Genomic DNA, 17870 nt, shown 5'->3' with positions numbered 1-17870 from the left:
GAGTTGAAGCGTCAAGGGTTATGACTGAGAGCGCTCTCAAGAATTTTTCGCGTTCAAGAAGTGACAGTGTGGGGACCGCCTTTGGGGCGGAAGGAAGGGGGCCGCGGTGCGTGCGAACAGGACTGCGGCACCGCGCCCGGAACCGACCGGCGTCAGCTCTGCTGCGGCTGCGGCGGTGCGCTCTTGATCACCGCGAAGCGGGCTCCGTACGGGTCGGCGAGCCGGGCGATACGGCCCACCCCTTCGATGTCCGTCGCGGGCCTCAGGACGCTGCCGCCCAGCTCCTGCGCCTGGCTCACCGTGGCGTCCGTGTCCGTGACCTCGAAGTACGGCAGGAAGTGCGCACCGGCCTCCGCTTCCGTGGGGTCGTCGGCCAGCGGGACCAGGCCGCCGAACATGTCGTCCCGGCCGCCGCCCTCCGGGTTGATGCACGTGTACGTGCCGCCGGGGAAGGGGACGCCCTCGGTCTCCCAGCCGAGCACCTGGCGGTAGAACGCGGCGGCGCGGGCGATGTCCGGCGTGTACAGCTCGACCCAGCACAGCGAGCCCGGGTCGCCGGCCACCTCGATGCCCTTGGTGCGGCCCGGTTGCCAGATGCCGAACGGCACGCCGGCCGTATCGGCGAGGACGGCCATGTGGCCCTCACCCATCACGTCCATGGGCCGCATGAGCACGCTGCCCCCGGACTGCTCGGTCGCCTTGGTGGTGGCCTCCGCGTCGGCACTCTGGAAGTAGACGGTCCAGGACGGCGGCCCCTGCTCCGGGGTGGTCTGCATACCGCCGGCCGCGGTCCTGCCGGACAGTTGGAAGAAGCCGTAGCCGCCGGCGTCGGGGCCCGCCGACTCGAACTGCCAGCCGAAGAGACCGCCGTAGAAGGCGTTGGCGCCGTCGATGTCCGGGGTGCCGATGTCGAGCCAGTTCGGAGCGCCGTTGACGAAACGGGTGGTGAGCATCTCTGCCCTCCTTCGAGGGTTCCCGGTGCCTGCTCTGCCGAGTCTTCCACCCCCCACTGACAATCGCCGCCGGAATGACGCGGCGGCTTCCTGTGACGGTTTGTATCGGCAGGGTGCGCTCTCGTCACGGTTTTCTCGGCGCGCCGCCGTGCGCGGCGCCGTGCGGCGAGGACATCATCGGGGGCCGTACGAGGAGGGGAGCCGTACCGGGCCGTGAGCTCACGAGGTCGTGCGCCACGACGTCGTGCCGCACGAGTCGAGCCCTGCGAGGTCGTGGGGCGTCGCCCCCGGTCGCGGTGGGCCCGGGGGAGGGCCGGTCCGCCGTTGATCACGCGTTGATCGAACGTTTTTCGCCGCGCGGCACGATCTCGGCCATGCACATCGAAGCGATCATCGCGTCCGACACCCCCTGGCAGGACCAGGCGCTCTGTGCGCAGACGGGGGGCGATTTCTTCTTCCCCGAGCCGGGCAGTTCGGTGCGGGAGGCGAAGCGTATCTGCGGGCTGTGCCAGAGCCGTGCCGCGTGTCTCGAATACGCGCTCACCCACGACGAACGGTTCGGCGTCTGGGGCGGGCTGTCCGAGAAGGAGCGGCTGCAGATGAGGCGGACGCCGGACGGCAGCTGAGAGGACTCACCCGTCCGGATGCGCGGCCGGACGCCCGGGACGATGCTGGAGACATGTCCGGACGGGCTCCTGTCATCGTTCATCCGCCGTCGGGCACCGGCGGCCGCCGGGTGACCGCGCGCGGAGAGAGCCTGGGGGTGGCGTTCTCCGACGAGGACGTGATCGAGTTCCTCGGCCGGGCCGGGCTGCCCGACGCCGAGGACCTGCTCGACGATCCGGCGTGGGTGAAGTGGCGAGGCGCGGACGCCCACCACTACGAAGCCGCCTAGGACCTGGACCCCCGCGACCGGGGCTGGCCCGGGGTCAGTCCTCGCTGACGGTTGCCAGCACGGCGAGCGTCTCGCCCGCCCGGCGCAGCGCCCGACGCAGGACGACAGGGGAATGCAGCAGCCCGCTTCCGTCGGGCGGGACGATCCACTCCAGGGAACCGGCGGGCCGGTACGGCGGGGGCACGGCGACCCAGGCACCCCGGCTCGCATGGCGGACCCCGGCGCCGGTCCAGTGACCGGGCGGATCCGGCGGCACGAGGAAGCCCACCCTGAGCGCCGCCGAGTCCACCAGCGTCGGTCCGGGTGTCCGCAGCGGGTCGTCCCACAGAATGTCCAGGGCGAGCAGCCCCAGCCGGCGCGGAACGCTCACCACGTCCCAGTGGTGTCCGGCCTCCAGCAGCACCGTGCCGTCGCCCCGCTCCCACTGCTGTGCGCAGGCGTGCGGGTCCGGTGCGGCGGCGGCCAGCCACTGGACGCCTCGCATCCACATCGCATTCGTCATGACCCGCTCCAGGGGCGCCACCCGGCCCGAGCGGCCCGACCAGGCGTACGACAGGGACAGGCCGGGCGGGTTGCCCCCTGCGGACGTCCGCCCGGCATATGCATCCTGAGGGATGCTTCAGTGCGGCGAACAGGGTGGCGCGACGTGGCGTTTGCGGCGGATACGGCTCCGGAGCCGGATACGGACTCGGATGCGGGCACCCGACGCGGTTACGCCTCGGCCCTGGCGGCCATCCTGGCCTTGCGGGCGGCCAGCTTCTCGTCGAACCGCGTGGCCTCGCTGTCGAGGCCGTCCATGAACAGGCCGAGTTCCTCCTGAGCCCGGAGGCCTTCGGGGCCCAGGCCGTCGATCTGCAGGACCTTCAGGAAGCGGAGCACCGGCTGGAGTACGTCGTCGTGGTGGATGCGCAGGTTGTAGACCTCGCCGATCGCCATCTGCGCGGCGGCACGCTCGAAGCCGGGGATGCCGTGGCCGGGCATGCGGAAGCCCACCACGACGTCCCGCACCGCCTGCATGGTCAGGTCGGGCGCGAGCTCGAACGCGGCCTTCAGCAGGTTCCGGTAGAACACCATGTGCAGGTTCTCGTCGGTGGCGATGCGGGCCAGCATCCGGTCGCAGACCGGGTCGCCGGACTGATGGCCGGTGTTGCGGTGCGAAATGCGGGTGGCCAGCTCCTGGAAGGCGACGTAGGCGACGGAGTGCAGCATCGAGTGCCGGTTGTCCGACTCGAAGCCCTCGCTCATGTGCGCCATGCGGAAACGTTCCAGCTGGTCAGGGTCGACCGCGCGGGAGGCGAGCAGGTAGTCCCGCATCACGATGCCGTGCCGGCCCTCTTCCGCCGTCCAGCGGTGCACCCAGGTGCCCCACGCGCCGTCGCGGCCGAACAGCGTGGCGATCTCGTGGTGGTAGCTGGGGAGGTTGTCCTCCGTCAGAAGGTTGACGACCAGCGCGATCCGGCCGATGTCGGTGACCTTCGACTGCTCCTTCTCCCAGGCCACGCCGTCCTCGAAGAAGCCCGGGAAGTTGCGGCCGTCGCCCCAGGGGACGTACTCGTGCGGCATCCAGTCCTTGGCGATCTTCAGATGCCGGTTCAGCTCGTTCTCGACCACTTCCTCCAGGGCGTACAGCAGCCGCGCATCGGTCCAGACGGAGGAGCTGCCAAGGTGGGGAGAGGTGATCGTCACAGGACCTCCAGGGAGACGGGGAAGAACAGCGTTGCAGCCGGCGAGCGGTGCCGGAACTTACGGGATCGTAGGCTACGAATACGTAGGTTACGAATCCGTAGGTTAAGCGCGCTGTAAATACCCTGCCCATACGCCCGGAAGACCCCAAGGGGGGAGGCTCTGTCCGGTATACGGAAAGTCCCCGCCGACGCGAGGTCCACGAGGACGAAGGGGGACGACGGGAAGGAACGGGTGGCCGCTTCAGCCGGTCAGTCGTACAACTCCCGCAGCCGCACCGACAGGCACGTCACACACCCCTCGAGCTTCTCGAACTCGCTGATGTCCACCAGGACCGGTTCATGACCGAGGTCGGCGAGCAGGTCCGCCGTCTTCGGCGCGCCGGCCGACATGAGCAGCCTGTCGCCGCCGAGCAGCACGACGTGCGCTCCGGACTCCTCCGGCACCGGAAGGAAGCGCGGGAACAGCGACGGCTTGTCCACCAGCGGTACATGGCCGATGACCGTGCCGTCGGGCAGCGCGGTGACCGCCGACTTCAGGTGCAGCACCTTGGTGACGGGCACCGGGACCACCCGGGCGCCCAGTGGTTCGAACACCGCGCGCATCTGCTGGACGGCGGCCGCGCTGGTGCGTCCGCTCCGACCGACGTAGATCGTGTCGTCGATCTTCAGGACGTCGCCCCCGTCGAGGGTGCCCGGCTCCCAGATCCAGTTCACCGAACAGCCCAGCCGGGCCACGGCCTCCTCGACGCCCGCCGTCTCCTCGCGCCGTGACTCGGCGCCCGGTCGTGTGATCAGAGCGACGTTCTTGTACATCACCACCGTGTCCTCGACGAACACCGAGTCCGGGCAGTCGTCGGCCGGTTCGACCTCGATCGTCTCCCAGCCGTGCTCGCGCAGCGTCCGCGCGTACGCCTCCCACTGCTCGAGCGCGCGATCGACGTCGACCTTCTCCCGCTCGATGTGGGTCACCAGCCCCTCGGCAAGGCGCGGGCTGGGTCGGCGGATGAGGGCCTTCTTGCTGGGCACGTGCGGAACTCCGTCTCGGCTGATGATGTCGCCCGCCATCATGCAGGGGCCGGAACCCGGGGACAAAGCCCCGGGTTCCGCCACCGCGCGGACCAGGCGCCGACCCGGTCAGGGCCGGTCGGGCTCCCCGACGGCCTCCGGCGTGGTCTCCTTCAGCTCTCCGTCGAGCAGCAGCCAGCGTGTGATGCCGATCGACTCCAGGAACGGCAGGTCGTGGCTCGCCACGATCAGCGCGCCCTCGTACGACTCCAGGGCCGTGGTGAGCTGCCGCACACTCGCCATGTCGAGGTTGTTGGTCGGCTCGTCCAGCATCAGCAGCTGCGGCGCGGGCTCGGCGAGCATCAGCGCGGCCAGGGCGGCGCGGAAGCGCTCGCCGCCCGACAGGGTCCCGGCCGGCTGGTCGGCCCGGGCGCCGCGGAACAGGAAGCGGGCCAGGCGTGCCCGGACCCGGTTGTTGGTGGCGGCGGGTGCGAACCGGGCCACGTTCTGGACCACCGTCAGCCCGTCGTCGAGGACGTCGAGCCGCTGGGGCAGGAAGCGCAGCGGCACATGCGCCGTCGCCTCGCCCGCCACCGGGTCCAACTCGCCGGCGATGGTGCGCAGGAGCGTGGTCTTGCCCGCGCCGTTGCGCCCGATCAGCGCGATCCGCTCGGGACCGCGCAGTTCCAGGCCGCCGTGCACACGGGCGCCGTACGTCAGCTCCAGGTCCCGCAGCGTCAGGACGGACCGCCCCGGCGGTACCGCCGTGTACGGCAGGTCGACGCGGATCTCGTCGTCGTCCCGCACCGCCTCGACGGCCTCGTCCAGCCTTTCCCTGGCCTCGGCGAGCCGCTCCTCGTGCAGGAGACGGTGCTTGCCCGCCGACTCCTGTGCGGCCCGTTTGCGCGCCCCCATGACGATCTTCGGTTCGCGCTTGCTGTCCCACATCTTCTGCCCGTACCGCTTGCGGCGCGCCAACTTCACCTGTGCGTCGACCAGTTCACGCTTCTGCTTGCGCAGATCGGCCTCGGCGACGCGCACCATGCGCTCGGCCGCCTCCTGTTCGACGGCCAGTGCCTCCTCGTACGCGGAGAACGTGCCTCCGAACCAGGTGACCTCCCCGGCGCGCAGGTCGGCGATCTGGTCGACACGGTCGAGGAGTTCCCGGTCGTGGCTGACCACGACCATGAGCCCCGGCCACGCCTCCACCGCCGCGTACAGCCGTCTGCGCGCGTACAGGTCGAGGTTGTTGGTGGGTTCGTCGAGCAGCAGCACGTCCGGACGGCGCAGCAGCAGCGCGGCCAGCCGCAGCAGAACGGACTCGCCACCGGAGACCTCGCCGATGGTGCGGTTCAGGCCGATGTGACCGAGGCCGAGTTCGCCGAGCATCGCCTCGGCGCGCTCCTCCACGTCCCAGTCGTCGCCGACGGTCGTGAAGTGCTCCTCCGCCACGTCGCCCGCCTCGATGGCGTGCAGCGCGGCGCGCTGGGCGGCGATGCCGAGGGCCTCGTCGACCCGCAGGGCGGTGTCGAGCGTCACGTTCTGCGGCAGATGGCCGACCTCCCCCGCGACGCGCACGGTGCCCGAAGCCGGTGTGAGTTCACCGGCGATCAGCTTCAACAGGGTGGACTTCCCGGAACCGTTGGTGCCGACGAGTCCGGTCCTGCCGGTGGCGAAGGCGACCTGGAGGTCGTCGAAGACGGGGGTGCCGTCGGGCCAGGAGAAGGTCAGGGAGGTGCAGGTGATGGAAGATGACATACGGCCTCGTGGTTGCTGAGGGGCGGGTGTCGGGCAACGCGTGTGAGACACCGCATGAGGCGACGGTCCGCGAACGGAGGAAAAAAGGAAGCTCCGCACCGGAAGGACGGCTCGAACGCCGAGGTCGCACGCGACGCACACAGACACGGACAGTGCTGTGTGACGCGGTGTCTCAAGACCTCAGACGAGCAACGTCCTTCTCCTCCCGGCGGCAACAGAAGCGTTGAACACGGTACGAGGGGCTCGTGAGAGCGTCAACGCATTTGAATGCGCGGAGTGAGCCCCCGGTCCGTCGCCTCTGACCGCCGTCCTCGCCCCCACCCGTATGTCGGATTTCCGCCAGCCACCGGCCTCCGCTCCCTGGTTGACTCGTCCGCATGACGAACAAGACCTCGCCGCGTGAGCAGGCCCTCGCCTTCCGTTCCCTGCATGTGCCTGGCCATCCGCTCGTGCTGCCCAACGTCTGGGACGTCGCCAGCGCGAGGCTCGTCGAGGACGCGGGGGCCGCGGCCGTCGCCACCACGAGCGCCGGGCTCGCCTGGGAGCTGGGCGCCGCCGACGGCGACCGGCTCTGTGGCGGCGACGCCCTCGCGGCCCTGACCCGGATCGCGGACGCGGTGGCCGTGCCGGTGAGCGCGGACATCGAGACCGGGTACGCCGAAGACGCCGCGGGCGTCGGCGACACGATCAGGGCGGTGCTGGCGGCGGGCGCCGTCGGCGTCAACATCGAGGACGGCCTGTACGGCGGCGGCGCCCCGCTGCGCCCGGTCGCCGAGCAGGCGGCGCGCATCGCCGCCGCGCGCGAGGCCGCCGAGGCGGCCGGGGTGCCGCTGTTCGTCAACGCGCGCGTGGACACGTATCTGCGCGGCGCCGGAGGCCTGGAGGAGACCCTGGAGCGGGCCGCCGCGTTCCTCGCCGCCGGGGCGGACGGCGTCTTCGTCCCCGGGGCCGTCGACCCGGTGACCGTGAAGGCGCTGGCCGAGGGCATCGAGGGCCCGCTGAACGTGATGGCCGGCCCGGGCGCGCCCGCGGTGCCCGAACTGGCCGCCCTCGGCGTCGCCCGGGTCAGTGTCGGCTCGGGCATCGCGCAGGCCGCCCACGCCCTGGTCCGCCGCGCCGCACGGGAGCTGCTCGACGCGGGAACGTACGACGCACTGGCCGCCGGCCTCGACTACGGGGAGCTCAACGGGCTGCTGGGCGGGGACCGTCAGAAGGCCTGAAGGGGTGCGGGGTGGTGACCGTGTCCGGCTCCGCCGAGTGGGCGTGACCGGCCACGGACGGCCCGCACGCGCCGTCGGACCGAAGGACGGCGAGCGGGCGCACCGAGGAGCTCAGCACGCGTCCCGCATCAGCTCCGCCAGGTCGTGGTCCAGGTCGACCTGAAGATGCTCCAGACCCACCGGCACCAACTCGGTGGTCCGCCGAAGGAAGCTCTGGATCGCGTCCGAGTGGACGTGCACCACGGCGGTGCCCTCCGGGGCGTGGAACTCCAGGACGGTGCGCTCATAGCCGTACGGCCGCACCCGGACGTCCCCGTGACCCTCCGGGCCCTCCAGGCCGGCGGCGAGGAGTTCGCGGGCGAAGGTCCAGCACACCTCCACACCCTCCAGGGTGGCCGGGGCGGGGAAGGTCATGCGGACGGCGAACGGGTCGCGCCGGTCGTAGTGGAGCACGGCGGGAATGCTCGGCATTCGCGGCGCGGCAGCGACGAGTCGGGCCTCCACGGGCTGCTCGATGACGGTGGACAACGCCTTGCTCCCTTGTGACGGCTGGACGGACTTCGGGCGGATGAGGCCAGGCACTTGAAGAGACGATGGATTCGGCCAATCCGTGCACATGAAATGCGAGTGACCTCTGTCACCGAGTCCATGCCACCGGACGGCGCACGGTGAGGGCGATCACTTCGGTGTCCCGCGGCCTCCGGGACACCGGAGAGGACACCCGCGCACGCCTGTACGGTTCCCGGGCGGGCGTTGACGGTGAACCGCTGCGAAAGGGGTACTCGTAGGGCACCGCATCCGGAGAGGAAGTGACGGTCATGCCACGCGGCTCGAGCCCCAAACGGGAACGTCAGTACGAGCACATCAAGGAGAGCGCGCGCGACCGCGGGGAGAGCGAGGGGCGCGCCAAGGAGATCGCGGCGCGGACCGTGAACAAGGAGCGCGCCCGTTCCGGTGAGTCCAAGACCGCGAGCCGCACGTCCACCCAGGACAAGTCGTCCGCCAAGCGCGGCGGACAGCGCTCGGGCAAGGGCTCCCAGGGGCAGACGTACGACCAGCTGTACGAGGAAGCCAAGCGGCGCAACATCCGCGGCCGCTCGGACATGAACAAGAGCGAGCTGCAGCGCGCGCTGGGCAAGTGACGGCGGGCCGCGGGGTCGTACGCTCGTCACGCACCCCCGCGGGCTGGCCCGCGACCGAAGAAGAGGCCCGTGCCGTGCAGGACGAGCTGCGCGGCCGGGTGATCCTCGACGAACCGGGGCCGCCGCCCGGGACCGGCCCCGTGACGGGGGTCGACGTCGCCTACGACGACGAGCGTGGCGTGGTCGCGGCGGCGGCCGTGGTCCTGGACGCGGGCACGCTCACGCCTCTCGCCGAGGCCACGGCCGTCGGCGAGGTCTCCTTCCCGTACGTCCCCGGTCTGCTCGCCTTCCGGGAGATCCCCACCGTCCTGGCCGCGTTGGAGGCCCTGGACCGCGATCCCGGTCTGGTCGTCTGCGACGGCTATGGCCTCGCCCACCCGCGCCGGTTCGGTCTGGCGAGCCACCTCGGCGTCCTCACCGGACTGCCCACGATCGGCGTCGCCAAGAACCCGTTCACCTTCACCTACGCGGAGCCGGGCAGCGAGCGCGGCAGCAGGAGCCCGCTTCTCGCGGGCGCCGACGAGGTCGGCAGAGCCCTGCGCACCCAGCCGGGCGTCAAGCCGGTGTTCGTCTCCGTGGGGCACCGCGTCGGCCTCGGCACCGCCTGCGCGCACACCCTCGCGCTCGCCCCGGCGTACCGCATCCCCGAGTCCACCCGGCGCGCCGACACCCTGTGCCGGCGCGCCCTCAAGGAGGCCGTCGGCTCCGCGGCCTGAGTACGGCGCCTGAGTACGTGTACGGATGTGGCCGCAACCCCGTGATCGGCAGGGTGGGGCGCATGACGACACACCGTGCGCCCAAGTCCGTGAGCCACCCCGCCCAGCCCGTCGAGCGTGCCGTGACGGCCGCTCTGCTGCTCGCCGTTCTGGCGGGACTCGCCTGGATCGTCGGGATGGTCGTCACGGTCCTGGCGTGGGGGTTCTGACGCCGGCCGATCGCTTCCTCCCGCGCCGCTGTCGGTGGCGGCGGCTACCGTGAGGCGAGAATGTGCATACGGAGAGTGTGCGGTCGGGGCCCGTGCTTGACTAAGCGCTTGCTCGATCGGATAGTGCCCCGTACTGGAACACGTTCTCAACAACGCCCATCTCGCATCGGGTGTGTCACGGAGCTGGGGGCCGGATGGCAGTGGCAAGGACGCCGGGGCAGGGTCCCCTCGCCGGCGTGCGCGTCGTCGAGTTGGCCGGTATCGGGCCCGGCCCGTTCGCCGGCATGCTCCTCGCCGACCTCGGCGCCGACGTGGTCCGCGTGGACCGGCCGAACGGCTCCGGGCTCGCCGTCGACCCGGAGTACGACGTCACCAACCGCAACAAACGCTCGGTGATCGTCGACCTGAAGACCGAGGAGGGCCCGGCCCGAGTCCTGGACCTGGCCGAGCGCGCCGACATCCTCATCGAGGGCTACCGCCCGGGGGTCGCGGAACGCCTCGGCGTCGGCCCCGAGACCTGCCACGCCCGCAACCCCCGGCTCGTCTACGGCCGGATGACCGGCTGGGGCCAGGAGGGCCCGCTCGCCCCGCGCGCCGGACACGACATCGCCTACATCGCGCTCACCGGCACGCTCGGCATGATCGGCGCCCCGGACGCGCCGCCCGCGATCCCCGCGAACCTCGTCGGCGACTACGCGGGCGGTGCGCTCTACCTCGTCGTCGGCGTTCTCGCCGCCCTCCACCACGCCCGCGCGACCGGAACGGGCCAAGTGGTGGACGCGGCCATCGTCGACGGTGCCGCCCACCTGGCCTCGATGATCCACGGCATGCTCGCCGCCGGGGGCTGGCAGGACCGGCGCGGCGCCAACCTGCTCGACGGAGGCTGCCCGTTCTACGGCACCTACGAGACGGCCGACGGCCGGTACATGGCGGTGGGCGCCCTTGAACAGCAGTTCTACGGGGAGTTCGTGGAGTTGCTGGGGATCGCGGACCGGGCCCCGGCCCGCAAGGACGTCGCCCGTTGGGGTGAACTCCGGGAGCTGGTCGCGGCCCGTTTCAAGACCCGCACGCGCGACGAGTGGACCGCCGTCTTCGAAGGCTCCGACGCGTGCGTGGCGCCCGTCCTGTCGCTGCGGGAGGCGCCGGCGCACCCCCACCTCGCCGCCCGCGGCACCTTCACCGACCACGGCGGCATCACCCAGCCGGCGCCCGCGCCCCGCTTCTCGGTCACCCACACGGCGGTGCGCGGCGGGCCCGCGCAGCCCGGCGCCGACACCGAGGACGTCGCCCGCGACTGGGACGTGCCCCGACTCCTCGGGGCGGCGACCGATGAAGCTTTCGACCCTCCTGAGCCGCGCCTTCCCGGCCGACCCTCCTCGAAAGGCTGACAGTTGAGCACCGAAGCGTACGTCTACGACGCGATCCGCACCCCGCGCGGGCGCGGCAAGGCCAACGGCGCCCTGCACGGCACCAAGCCCATCGACCTGGTGGTCGGGCTCATCCACGAGACGCGGCGGCGTTTTCCCGATCTCGACCCCGCCGCGATCGACGACATCGTGCTCGGTGTGGTGAGCCCGGTCGGCGACCAGGGCTCCGACATCGCCCGGATCGCCGCGATCGCCGCCGGACTGCCCGACACGGTGGCCGGCGTCCAGGAGAACCGCTTCTGCGCGTCCGGTCTCGAAGCGGTCAACCTGGCCGCCGCCAAGGTCCGCTCGGGCTGGGAGGACCTGGTGCTCGCGGGTGGCGTCGAGTCCATGTCCCGGGTTCCGATGGCGTCGGACGGCGGCGCCTGGTTCGCCGACCCGATGACCAACATGACCGTCAACTTCGTGCCGCAGGGCATCGGCGCCGACCTCATCGCCACCATCGAGGGCTTCTCCCGCAGGGACGTCGACGAGTACGCGGCGCTGTCCCAGGAGCGGGCGGCGGCGGCCTGGAAGGACGGCCGCTTCGACCGCTCCGTGGTCCCGGTGAGGGACCGCAGCGGTCTCGTCGTCCTCGACCACGACGAGCACATGCGGCCGGGCACCACCGCCGACTCGCTCGCCAAGCTGAAGCCGTCGTTCGCGGACATCGGCGAACTGGGCGGCTTCGACGCGGTGGCGCTGCAGAAGTACCACTGGATCGAGCAGATCGACCACGTCCACCACGCGGGCAACTCCTCCGGCATCGTCGACGGCGCGGCCCTCGTCGCCATCGGCTCCAAGGAGGCCGGTGAGCGGTACGGGATGCGGCCCCGGGCCAGGATCGTGTCCGCGGCCGTCTCCGGCTCCGAGCCGACGATCATGCTGACCGGACCCGCGCCCGCCACCCGCAAGGCCCTCGTCAAGGCCGGGCTGACGATCGACGACATCGACCTCGTCGAGATCAACGAGGCGTTCGCCGCGGTCGTGCTGCGCTTCGCCAAGGACATGGGGCTGTCCCTGGACAAGGTCAACGTCAACGGCGGCGCCATCGCCCTCGGTCACCCGCTCGGCGCGACCGGCGCGATGATCCTCGGCACGCTGGTGGACGAACTGGAGCGGCAGGACAAGCGGTACGGGCTGGCCACGCTGTGCGTGGGCGGCGGCATGGGCATCGCGACGATCGTCGAACGCGTCTGACCTTCCCCAACGGATCGAACGGATCGAACGGACCTTACGGAGCACCCCGATGAGCACAGAGTCCACCACCATCCGCTGGGAGCAGGACGACACCGGCGTCGTCACCCTCGTCCTCGACGACCCGAACCAGTCCGCGAACACCATGAACCAGGCGTTCAAGGAGTCGATCGCGGCGATCGCCGAGCGGGCCGAGGCCGAGAAGGACTCCATCCGCGGCATCATCTACACCTCCGCGAAGAAGACCTTCTTCGCGGGCGGCGACCTCAAGGACATGATCAAGGCCGGCCCCGAGGACGCCCAGCAGGCGTTCGAGACCGGTGTCGCGATCAAGAACTCCCTGCGCCGTATCGAGACCCTCGGCAAGCCGGTCGTCGCCGCCCTCAACGGCGCGGCCCTCGGCGGCGGCTACGAGATCGCGCTCGCCTCCCACCACCGCATCGCCCTCGACGCCCCCGGCTCCAAGATCGGCCTCCCCGAGGTCACTCTGGGTCTGCTCCCGGCGGGCGGCGGCGTCACCCGCACCGTACGCCTGATGGGCATCGCCGACGCCCTGCTGAAGGTGCTGCTCCAGGGCACCCAGTACTCGCCCCGGCGAGCGCTGGAGAACGGTCTCGTGCACGAGGTCGCCGCCACCGTCGAGGAGATGATGGCGAAGGCCCGCGCCTTCATCGACGCGAACCCCGAGTCCCACCAGCCGTGGGACAAGCCCGGCTACAAGATCCCGGGCGGTACGCCGTCCAACCCGAAGTTCGCCGCCAACCTGCCCGCCTTCCCGGCCAACCTGAAGAAGCAGCTGAACGGCGCCCCCTACCCGGCCCCGCGCAACATCCTCGCGGCGGCCGTCGAGGGCTCCCAGGTCGACTTCGAGACCGCCCTGACCATCGAGGCCCGCTACTTCACCGAGCTGGTCACCGGGCAGACCGCGAAGAACATGATCCAGGCGTTCTTCTTCGACCTCCAGGCCGTCAACTCGGGCGCCAACCGGCCGGGGGGCATCGAACCGCGCCGGGTCCGCAAGGTCGCCGTCCTCGGCGCCGGCATGATGGGCGCGGGCATCGCGTACGCGTGCGCCCGCGCGGGCATCGAGGTCGTCCTGAAGGACGTCTCCCTGGAGGCGGCCGTCAAGGGCAGGGGTTACTCCGAGAAGCTGTGCGCCAAGGCGGTCTCCAAGGGGCGCACGACCCAGGAGAAGGCCGACGCGCTGCTCGCCCGCATCACCCCCACCGCCGAGGCCGCCGACGTCGCGGGCTGCGACGCGGTCATCGAGGCCGTGTTCGAGGACCCGGCGCTCAAGCACAAGGTGTTCCAGGAGATCGAGAACGTCGTCGCGCCCGACGCTCTGCTGTGCTCCAACACCTCCACCCTGCCGATCACCGCGCTCGCGGAGGGTGTGGAGCGGCAGTCCGACTTCGTCGGGCTGCACTTCTTCTCGCCGGTCGACAAGATGCCGCTCGTCGAGATCATCAAGGGGAAGCGGACCGGTGAGGAGGCGCTGGCGCGCGCCTTCGACCTGGTGCGCCAGATCAACAAGACGCCGATCGTGGTCAACGACTCGCGCGGTTTCTTCACCTCCCGTGTCATCGGCCACTTCATCAACGAGGGCGTCGCGATGGTCGGCGAGGGCATCGAGCCGGCGTCCGTCGAGCAGGCGGCGGCCCAGGCGGGCTACCCGGCGAAGGTGCTGTCCCTGATGGACGAGCTGACGCTCACCCTGCCGCGCAAGATCCGCAACGAGACGAGGCGGGCCGTCGAGGAGGCGGGCGGCACCTGGACACCGCACCCGGCGGAGGCCGTCATCGACCGCATGGTCGACGAGTTCGGCCGCATCGGGCGCAGCGGCGGCGCCGGGTTCTACGAGTACGGCGAGGACGGCAGGCGCGGCCGGCTGTGGCCGGGCCTGCGGGAGCACTTCACCGAGCCCGGGTACCGGATCCCGTTCCGGGACATGCAGGAGCGCATGCTGTTCTCGGAGGCGCTGGACACCGTCCGGCTCCTCGAGGAGGGCGTGCTGACCTCCGTCGCCGACGCCAACATCGGCTCGATCTTCGGAATCGGCTTCCCCGGCTGGACCGGCGGCGTCCTGCAGTACATCAACGGCTACGAGGGAGGCCTGCCCGGTTTCGTGGCCCGCGCCCGGGAGCTGGCCGAGCGGTACGGCGAGCGGTTCACGCCGCCCGCGCTGCTGGTGGAGAAGGCGGAGAAGGGGGAGAGGTTCACCGACGCTCACTGAGACGGCGAACGACGCCCGCTGAGACGGCCGGGGGACCCGGGGCCAGGAGTCCCGCACGGGTCCCCCGCCGTGCCTTTATGACCACTCTGGGACGCCCATGTGGTGAACATGTGAGAAGTCCAGCTCTGTGACGTGCGCCATCGCATGGAAATCGGCCTCTGCGAGAAGGTGAGCCCTTGGTCTGTGCCGCGTCAGGGGTGGCCGGACCGAGCCCCATCCGGAAACCCGCGCACCACCCCAGCGCCGGGCGTACCAGAGAGTAGATCCACTCGTGAGCAAGGACGCCGTGAACACGGCCGCGGTCGCATCCCACACCGATGCGACCCGGGCGCCCGCGGACGCGGGCGACGCCGGTTACAGCAAGGACCTCAAAGCCCGCCACATCAACATGATCGCGATCGGCGGGGCGATCGGCACCGGACTCTTCCTCGGTGCCGGAGGACGGCTGCACAACGCGGGTCCCGCCCTCGCGCTGGCGTACCTGGTCTGCGGCGTCTTCGCCTTCTTCGTCGTGCGCGCCCTCGGCGAGCTGGTCCTGTACCGGCCGTCGTCCGGGTCGTTCGTCTCGTACGCGCGCGAGTTCCTCGGCGAGAAGGGCGCGTACGTCGCCGGCTGGATGTACTTCCTGAACTGGTCGACGACCGGTATCGCCGACATCACCGCCATCGCCCTGTACACCCACTACTGGAGCTTCTTCACCTCCATCCCGCAGTGGGTGCTCGCCCTGATCGCCCTCGCGGTCGTGCTGGCGGTGAACCTGATCTCGGTGAAGATCTTCGGCGAGATGGAGTTCTGGTTCGCGATCATCAAGGTCGCCACCCTGGTGGCCTTCATGTTCGTCGGCATCTTCCTGCTGGCCACGCGGCACGAGGTGGACGGCCGCACGCCCGGTCTCGGCGTGATCACCGACCACGGCGGGATCTTCCCGCACGGGCTCATGCCCGTCGTCCTGGTGATGCAGGGCGTGATCTTCGCCTACGCGGCCCTGGAGCTGGTGGGCGTCGCCGCGGGCGAGACCGCGGAGCCCGAGAAGGTCGTGCCGCGCGCCGTGAACTCGATCATGTGGCGTGTGGGTCTGTTCTACGTCGGCTCGGTGGTCCTGCTTGCACTGCTGCTGCCGGGTTCGGTCTACTCCGGGGACCAGAGCCCCTTCGTCACCGTGCTGTCGAAGATCGGTGTCCAGGGCGCGGGTGACGTGATGAACCTGGTCGTCCTCACCGCCGCGATGTCCTCGCTGAACTCCGGCCTGTACTCCACCGGCCGCATCCTGCGCTCCATGGCCATGGCGGGCTCGGCGCCGAAGTTCACGGCGCGGATGAACCGCAGCCAGGTTCCCTACGGCGGCATCCTGCTGACCTGCGCGGTCTGCGTGATCGGCGTCGGCCTGAACTACTTCGTGCCGAGCCAGGCCTTCGAGATCGTGCTGAACGTGGCCTCCCTCGGGATCGTCAGCACCTGGGTGATCATCATGATCTGCCACCTGGTCTTCGTCCGCCGCGCCCGGGCGGGCCACCTCACCCGGCCGACCTTCCGGCTGCCCGGCAGCCCGGTCACGGAGATCGCGACGATCGTCTTCCTGCTGGTCTGCCTCGGCCTGATGTGGAACGACCCCGAGGTCGGCCGCAAGACCCTGCTGCTCATCCCCGTGATCGCGGCCCTGCTCGTCGGCGGCTGGTTCGCGCTGCGCCGCCGCATGGAACAGGCCACGAACCAGGAACTGACCGACCTCACGAGGTAACCGCTTGGCGGCCGGAGCGGCGCCTGCCTCGCGCGCCGTGCCCGAGGCCGAGCTCCGCGTACGTCCACGTCGCGGAGCCGGCCTCGGCCCCGGCGAGCCGGTCGGGGCCCCGGTGGGGGCCGCCGATCAGCCGGAGTGCACGGCGTTCGTCGCCTCGATCTTCTTCCAGGACTTCGGCTGCGTCACGGCCGTCGGAGCCGGTGCGACGGACGCGGCGCGCGCCGCCGGTGCCGCCGGCTTCGAGGGCTGGAACAGCCAGGTGTCGAAGAGCGCCCCCAGCGGCTTCCCGGACACCTTCTCCGCGTACGCCTGGAAGTCGGCGACCGAGGCGCTGCCGTACGCGTGCTCCTTCGGCCAGCCCTTCAGGACGGCGAAGAACGCGTCGTCCCCGATCTCGTTCCGCAGCGCCTGGACGGCCAGCGCACCCCGGTCGTAGACCGCGATGTCGAACTGGTTCTCCGGCCCCGGGTCACCCGGCTTCACCGTCCAGAAGGCGTCGTCGGCCGGGTGCGAGGCGTACACGTAGTCCGCCAGCTCCTGCGTCGTGCCCTCGCCCTCGTGCTCCGACCAGAGCCACTGCGCGTACCGCGCGAAGCCCTCGTTGATCCAGATGTCCTTCCAGCCCTTCAGCGACACGTCGTCGCCGTACCACTGGTGCGCCAGCTCGTGCACCACGACGGACGTGTTGGAGCCGTTCGCGAACTGCTTGGGGCTGTAGTACACCCGGGTCTGCGTCTCCAGCGCGTACCCGGTGGTCGTGTTCGGCACATAGCCGCCCGCCGAGCTGAACGGATACGGCCCGAAGTAGCCGCTGAGCCAGTCGACGATCTCCCCGGTGCGCTCCACGCTCGCCCGCGCGGCCCCGTCGTTGTCGCCGAGGTCCTTGCTGTAGGCGTTGACGACCGGGACACCGCCGTCCGAGGTGCTCGTCGTGATGTCGAACCTGCCGATGGCGAGGGTGGCGAGATACGTCGCCTGAGGCTTGTTCTCCCGCCAGTTGTAGCGGGTCCAGCCCAGCTTGGAACTCGTCGACTGCAGCGTGCCGTTGGATATCGCCTGCGTGCCGTCCGGCACGGCCACCGACACGTCGTACGTCGCCTTGTCGCTCGGGTGGTCGTTGCTCGGGAACCACCACCACGCCGACTCGGGCTCGTCCGCGGCGACCGCGCCGTCCGGGGTGCGGTGCCAGGTGGTGAAGCCGTACGCGCTCTTGGTGGACGGCACGCCGCTGTAGCGGACCACGACGCTGATCGGCGTGCCCTTCGGCAGCGGGTTCGCGGGCGTGACCACCAGCTCGTGCTGGCCCGAGGTGGTGAAGGACGCCTTCGCCCCGTTCACCCGCACCTCACTCACATCCAGCAGGAAGTCCAGGTCGAACCGCGACAGGTCCTGTGTCGTCCGCGCCAGGATCGTCGCCGTGCCCTGCAGCTCGTCCGTCTTCGGCTGGTACCTGAGTCGCAGGTCGTAGTGGGAGACGTCGTATCCGCCGTTGCCGTAGTACGGGTAGTAGGGATCGCCGATACCCGGGGCACCGGGCTGGGAGGCGGCCGCCGATGCCGGGATCGCCAGCAACAGGGAAGCCGCCGCGAGTGCGCCCGGGGCGATGAGTCTGCGGTGCACGAGAACTCCAAGTCGTAGGGGCACGAGGTCAGTTGCGTCCGCAGCCTATTCAGCTCCGGCGTTCCCCGGCATGTCCATGGCACCCTCTGTCAC

The 17870-nt window shown here is 70.7% G+C and carries 17 protein-coding genes; 10 read left to right on the top strand and 7 right to left on the bottom strand.

The annotated features are described in order from the left end of the window. Positions 1-152: 152 nt before the first annotated feature. On the bottom strand, positions 153-953 hold the full coding sequence (locus tag ACIRC0_RS03310; RefSeq protein ID WP_403610536.1) for a VOC family protein: 801 nt from the start codon (positions 951-953) through the stop codon (positions 153-155). A 335-nt stretch (positions 954-1288) separates the two neighbouring features. Here ACIRC0_RS03310 and ACIRC0_RS03305 point away from each other — a divergent pair, with 335 nt between their 5' ends. Both ACIRC0_RS03305 and ACIRC0_RS03300 read left to right on the top strand, forming a co-directional pair. Then, a complete protein-coding gene (locus ACIRC0_RS03305) occupies positions 1289-1579 on the top strand; it encodes a WhiB family transcriptional regulator (RefSeq protein ID WP_403610534.1) in 291 nt (96 codons plus the stop codon). Positions 1580-1632: 53 nt separating this feature from the next. Beyond that, entirely contained in the window at positions 1633-1848 is a 216-nt protein-coding gene (locus tag ACIRC0_RS03300; RefSeq protein ID WP_181139054.1) for a hypothetical protein, read from the top strand. A 34-nt stretch (positions 1849-1882) separates the two neighbouring features. Here the strand turns inward: ACIRC0_RS03300 and ACIRC0_RS03295 are convergent, their stop codons facing one another. From ACIRC0_RS03295 to ACIRC0_RS03280, 4 genes are all read right to left on the bottom strand, one after another. After that, on the bottom strand, positions 1883-2350 hold the full coding sequence (locus tag ACIRC0_RS03295) for a hypothetical protein (RefSeq protein ID WP_403610532.1): 468 nt from the start codon (positions 2348-2350) through the stop codon (positions 1883-1885). A 209-nt stretch (positions 2351-2559) separates the two neighbouring features. After that, complete coding sequence (locus ACIRC0_RS03290; protein WP_403610529.1) at positions 2560-3534, bottom strand: acyl-ACP desaturase; 975 nt, start codon at positions 3532-3534, stop codon at positions 2560-2562. 248 nt (positions 3535-3782) lie between these two features. Then, positions 3783-4559: a dimethylargininase gene (gene ddaH / locus ACIRC0_RS03285; RefSeq protein WP_403610526.1), complete on the bottom strand. Its 777-nt coding sequence runs from the start codon at positions 4557-4559 to the stop codon at positions 3783-3785. A gap of 108 nt (positions 4560-4667) precedes the next feature. Next, on the bottom strand, positions 4668-6296 hold the full coding sequence (locus tag ACIRC0_RS03280) for an ABC-F family ATP-binding cassette domain-containing protein (protein ID WP_403610524.1): 1629 nt from the start codon (positions 6294-6296) through the stop codon (positions 4668-4670). A 377-nt stretch (positions 6297-6673) separates the two neighbouring features. Here ACIRC0_RS03280 and ACIRC0_RS03275 point away from each other — a divergent pair, with 377 nt between their 5' ends. Further along, the gene (locus tag ACIRC0_RS03275; RefSeq protein WP_403610521.1) at positions 6674-7516 is read left to right on the top strand and encodes an isocitrate lyase/phosphoenolpyruvate mutase family protein; all 843 of its coding nucleotides are present in this window, start codon (positions 6674-6676) and stop codon (positions 7514-7516) included. 111 nt (positions 7517-7627) lie between these two features. Here the strand turns inward: ACIRC0_RS03275 and ACIRC0_RS03270 are convergent, their stop codons facing one another. Beyond that, positions 7628-8044 (bottom strand): SsgA family sporulation/cell division regulator, encoded by a 417-nt coding sequence (locus ACIRC0_RS03270; protein ID WP_403610519.1) that lies wholly within the window; start codon positions 8042-8044, stop codon positions 7628-7630. A 290-nt stretch (positions 8045-8334) separates the two neighbouring features. Between ACIRC0_RS03270 and ACIRC0_RS03265 the strand changes: the two genes are divergently transcribed. From ACIRC0_RS03265 to ACIRC0_RS03235, 7 genes are all read left to right on the top strand, one after another. Next, positions 8335-8658, top strand: a complete 324-nt coding sequence (locus ACIRC0_RS03265; protein WP_200420360.1) for a plasmid stabilization protein — start codon at positions 8335-8337, stop codon at positions 8656-8658. Further along, entirely contained in the window at positions 8655-9374 is a 720-nt protein-coding gene (locus ACIRC0_RS03260) for an endonuclease V (protein ID WP_403610516.1), read from the top strand. The genes ACIRC0_RS03265 and ACIRC0_RS03260 overlap by 4 nt, the downstream gene beginning before the upstream one ends. Positions 9375-9436: 62 nt before the next feature. Continuing rightward, a complete protein-coding gene (gene mmpA / locus ACIRC0_RS03255; RefSeq protein WP_403610514.1) occupies positions 9437-9583 on the top strand; it encodes a morphogenic membrane protein MmpA in 147 nt (48 codons plus the stop codon). 194 nt (positions 9584-9777) lie between these two features. Next, the gene (locus tag ACIRC0_RS03250) at positions 9778-10971 is read left to right on the top strand and encodes a CaiB/BaiF CoA transferase family protein (RefSeq protein WP_403610512.1); all 1194 of its coding nucleotides are present in this window, start codon (positions 9778-9780) and stop codon (positions 10969-10971) included. A gap of 3 nt (positions 10972-10974) precedes the next feature. Continuing rightward, positions 10975-12189: an acetyl-CoA C-acetyltransferase gene (locus tag ACIRC0_RS03245; protein WP_403610510.1), complete on the top strand. Its 1215-nt coding sequence runs from the start codon at positions 10975-10977 to the stop codon at positions 12187-12189. Between the two features lie 49 nt (positions 12190-12238). Continuing rightward, positions 12239-14419, top strand: coding sequence for a 3-hydroxyacyl-CoA dehydrogenase NAD-binding domain-containing protein (locus tag ACIRC0_RS03240; RefSeq protein ID WP_403610508.1), 2181 nt, complete (start codon positions 12239-12241; stop codon positions 14417-14419). A 271-nt stretch (positions 14420-14690) separates the two neighbouring features. Further along, positions 14691-16157, top strand: coding sequence for an amino acid permease (locus ACIRC0_RS03235; protein ID WP_403610506.1), 1467 nt, complete (start codon positions 14691-14693; stop codon positions 16155-16157). A gap of 126 nt (positions 16158-16283) precedes the next feature. Here the strand turns inward: ACIRC0_RS03235 and ACIRC0_RS03230 are convergent, their stop codons facing one another. Next, complete coding sequence (locus ACIRC0_RS03230; RefSeq protein ID WP_403610503.1) at positions 16284-17777, bottom strand: M1 family metallopeptidase; 1494 nt, start codon at positions 17775-17777, stop codon at positions 16284-16286. Positions 17778-17870: the final 93 nt, after the last annotated feature.

Origin of the sequence: Streptomyces sp. NPDC093984 (genome assembly GCF_044764595.1) — a bacterium.
Lineage (GTDB): Bacteria > Actinomycetota > Actinomycetes > Streptomycetales > Streptomycetaceae > Streptomyces > Streptomyces cynarae.
Note: the sequence above shows the minus strand (reverse complement) of the source record. Positions and strands in the feature narration are given on the sequence as shown.

Bases quoted from the DNA above. Each gene is read 5' to 3' on its own strand.
- ACIRC0_RS03310 (WP_403610536.1), bottom strand. From the start codon at position 953: ATGCTCACCACCCGTTTCGTCAACGGCGCTCCGAACTGGCTCGACATC.
- ACIRC0_RS03300 (WP_181139054.1), top strand. From the start codon at position 1,633: ATGTCCGGACGGGCTCCTGTCATCGTTCATCCGCCGTCGGGCACCGGC.
- ACIRC0_RS03250 (WP_403610512.1), top strand. From the start codon at position 9,778: ATGGCAGTGGCAAGGACGCCGGGGCAGGGTCCCCTCGCCGGCGTGCGC.
- ACIRC0_RS03265 (WP_200420360.1), top strand. From the start codon at position 8,335: ATGCCACGCGGCTCGAGCCCCAAACGGGAACGTCAGTACGAGCACATC.
- ACIRC0_RS03275 (WP_403610521.1), top strand. From the start codon at position 6,674: ATGACGAACAAGACCTCGCCGCGTGAGCAGGCCCTCGCCTTCCGTTCC.
- ACIRC0_RS03295 (WP_403610532.1), bottom strand. From the start codon at position 2,350: ATGACGAATGCGATGTGGATGCGAGGCGTCCAGTGGCTGGCCGCCGCC.
- mmpA (WP_403610514.1), top strand. From the start codon at position 9,437: ATGACGACACACCGTGCGCCCAAGTCCGTGAGCCACCCCGCCCAGCCC.
- ACIRC0_RS03240 (WP_403610508.1), top strand. From the start codon at position 12,239: ATGAGCACAGAGTCCACCACCATCCGCTGGGAGCAGGACGACACCGGC.
- ACIRC0_RS03280 (WP_403610524.1), bottom strand. From the start codon at position 6,296: ATGTCATCTTCCATCACCTGCACCTCCCTGACCTTCTCCTGGCCCGAC.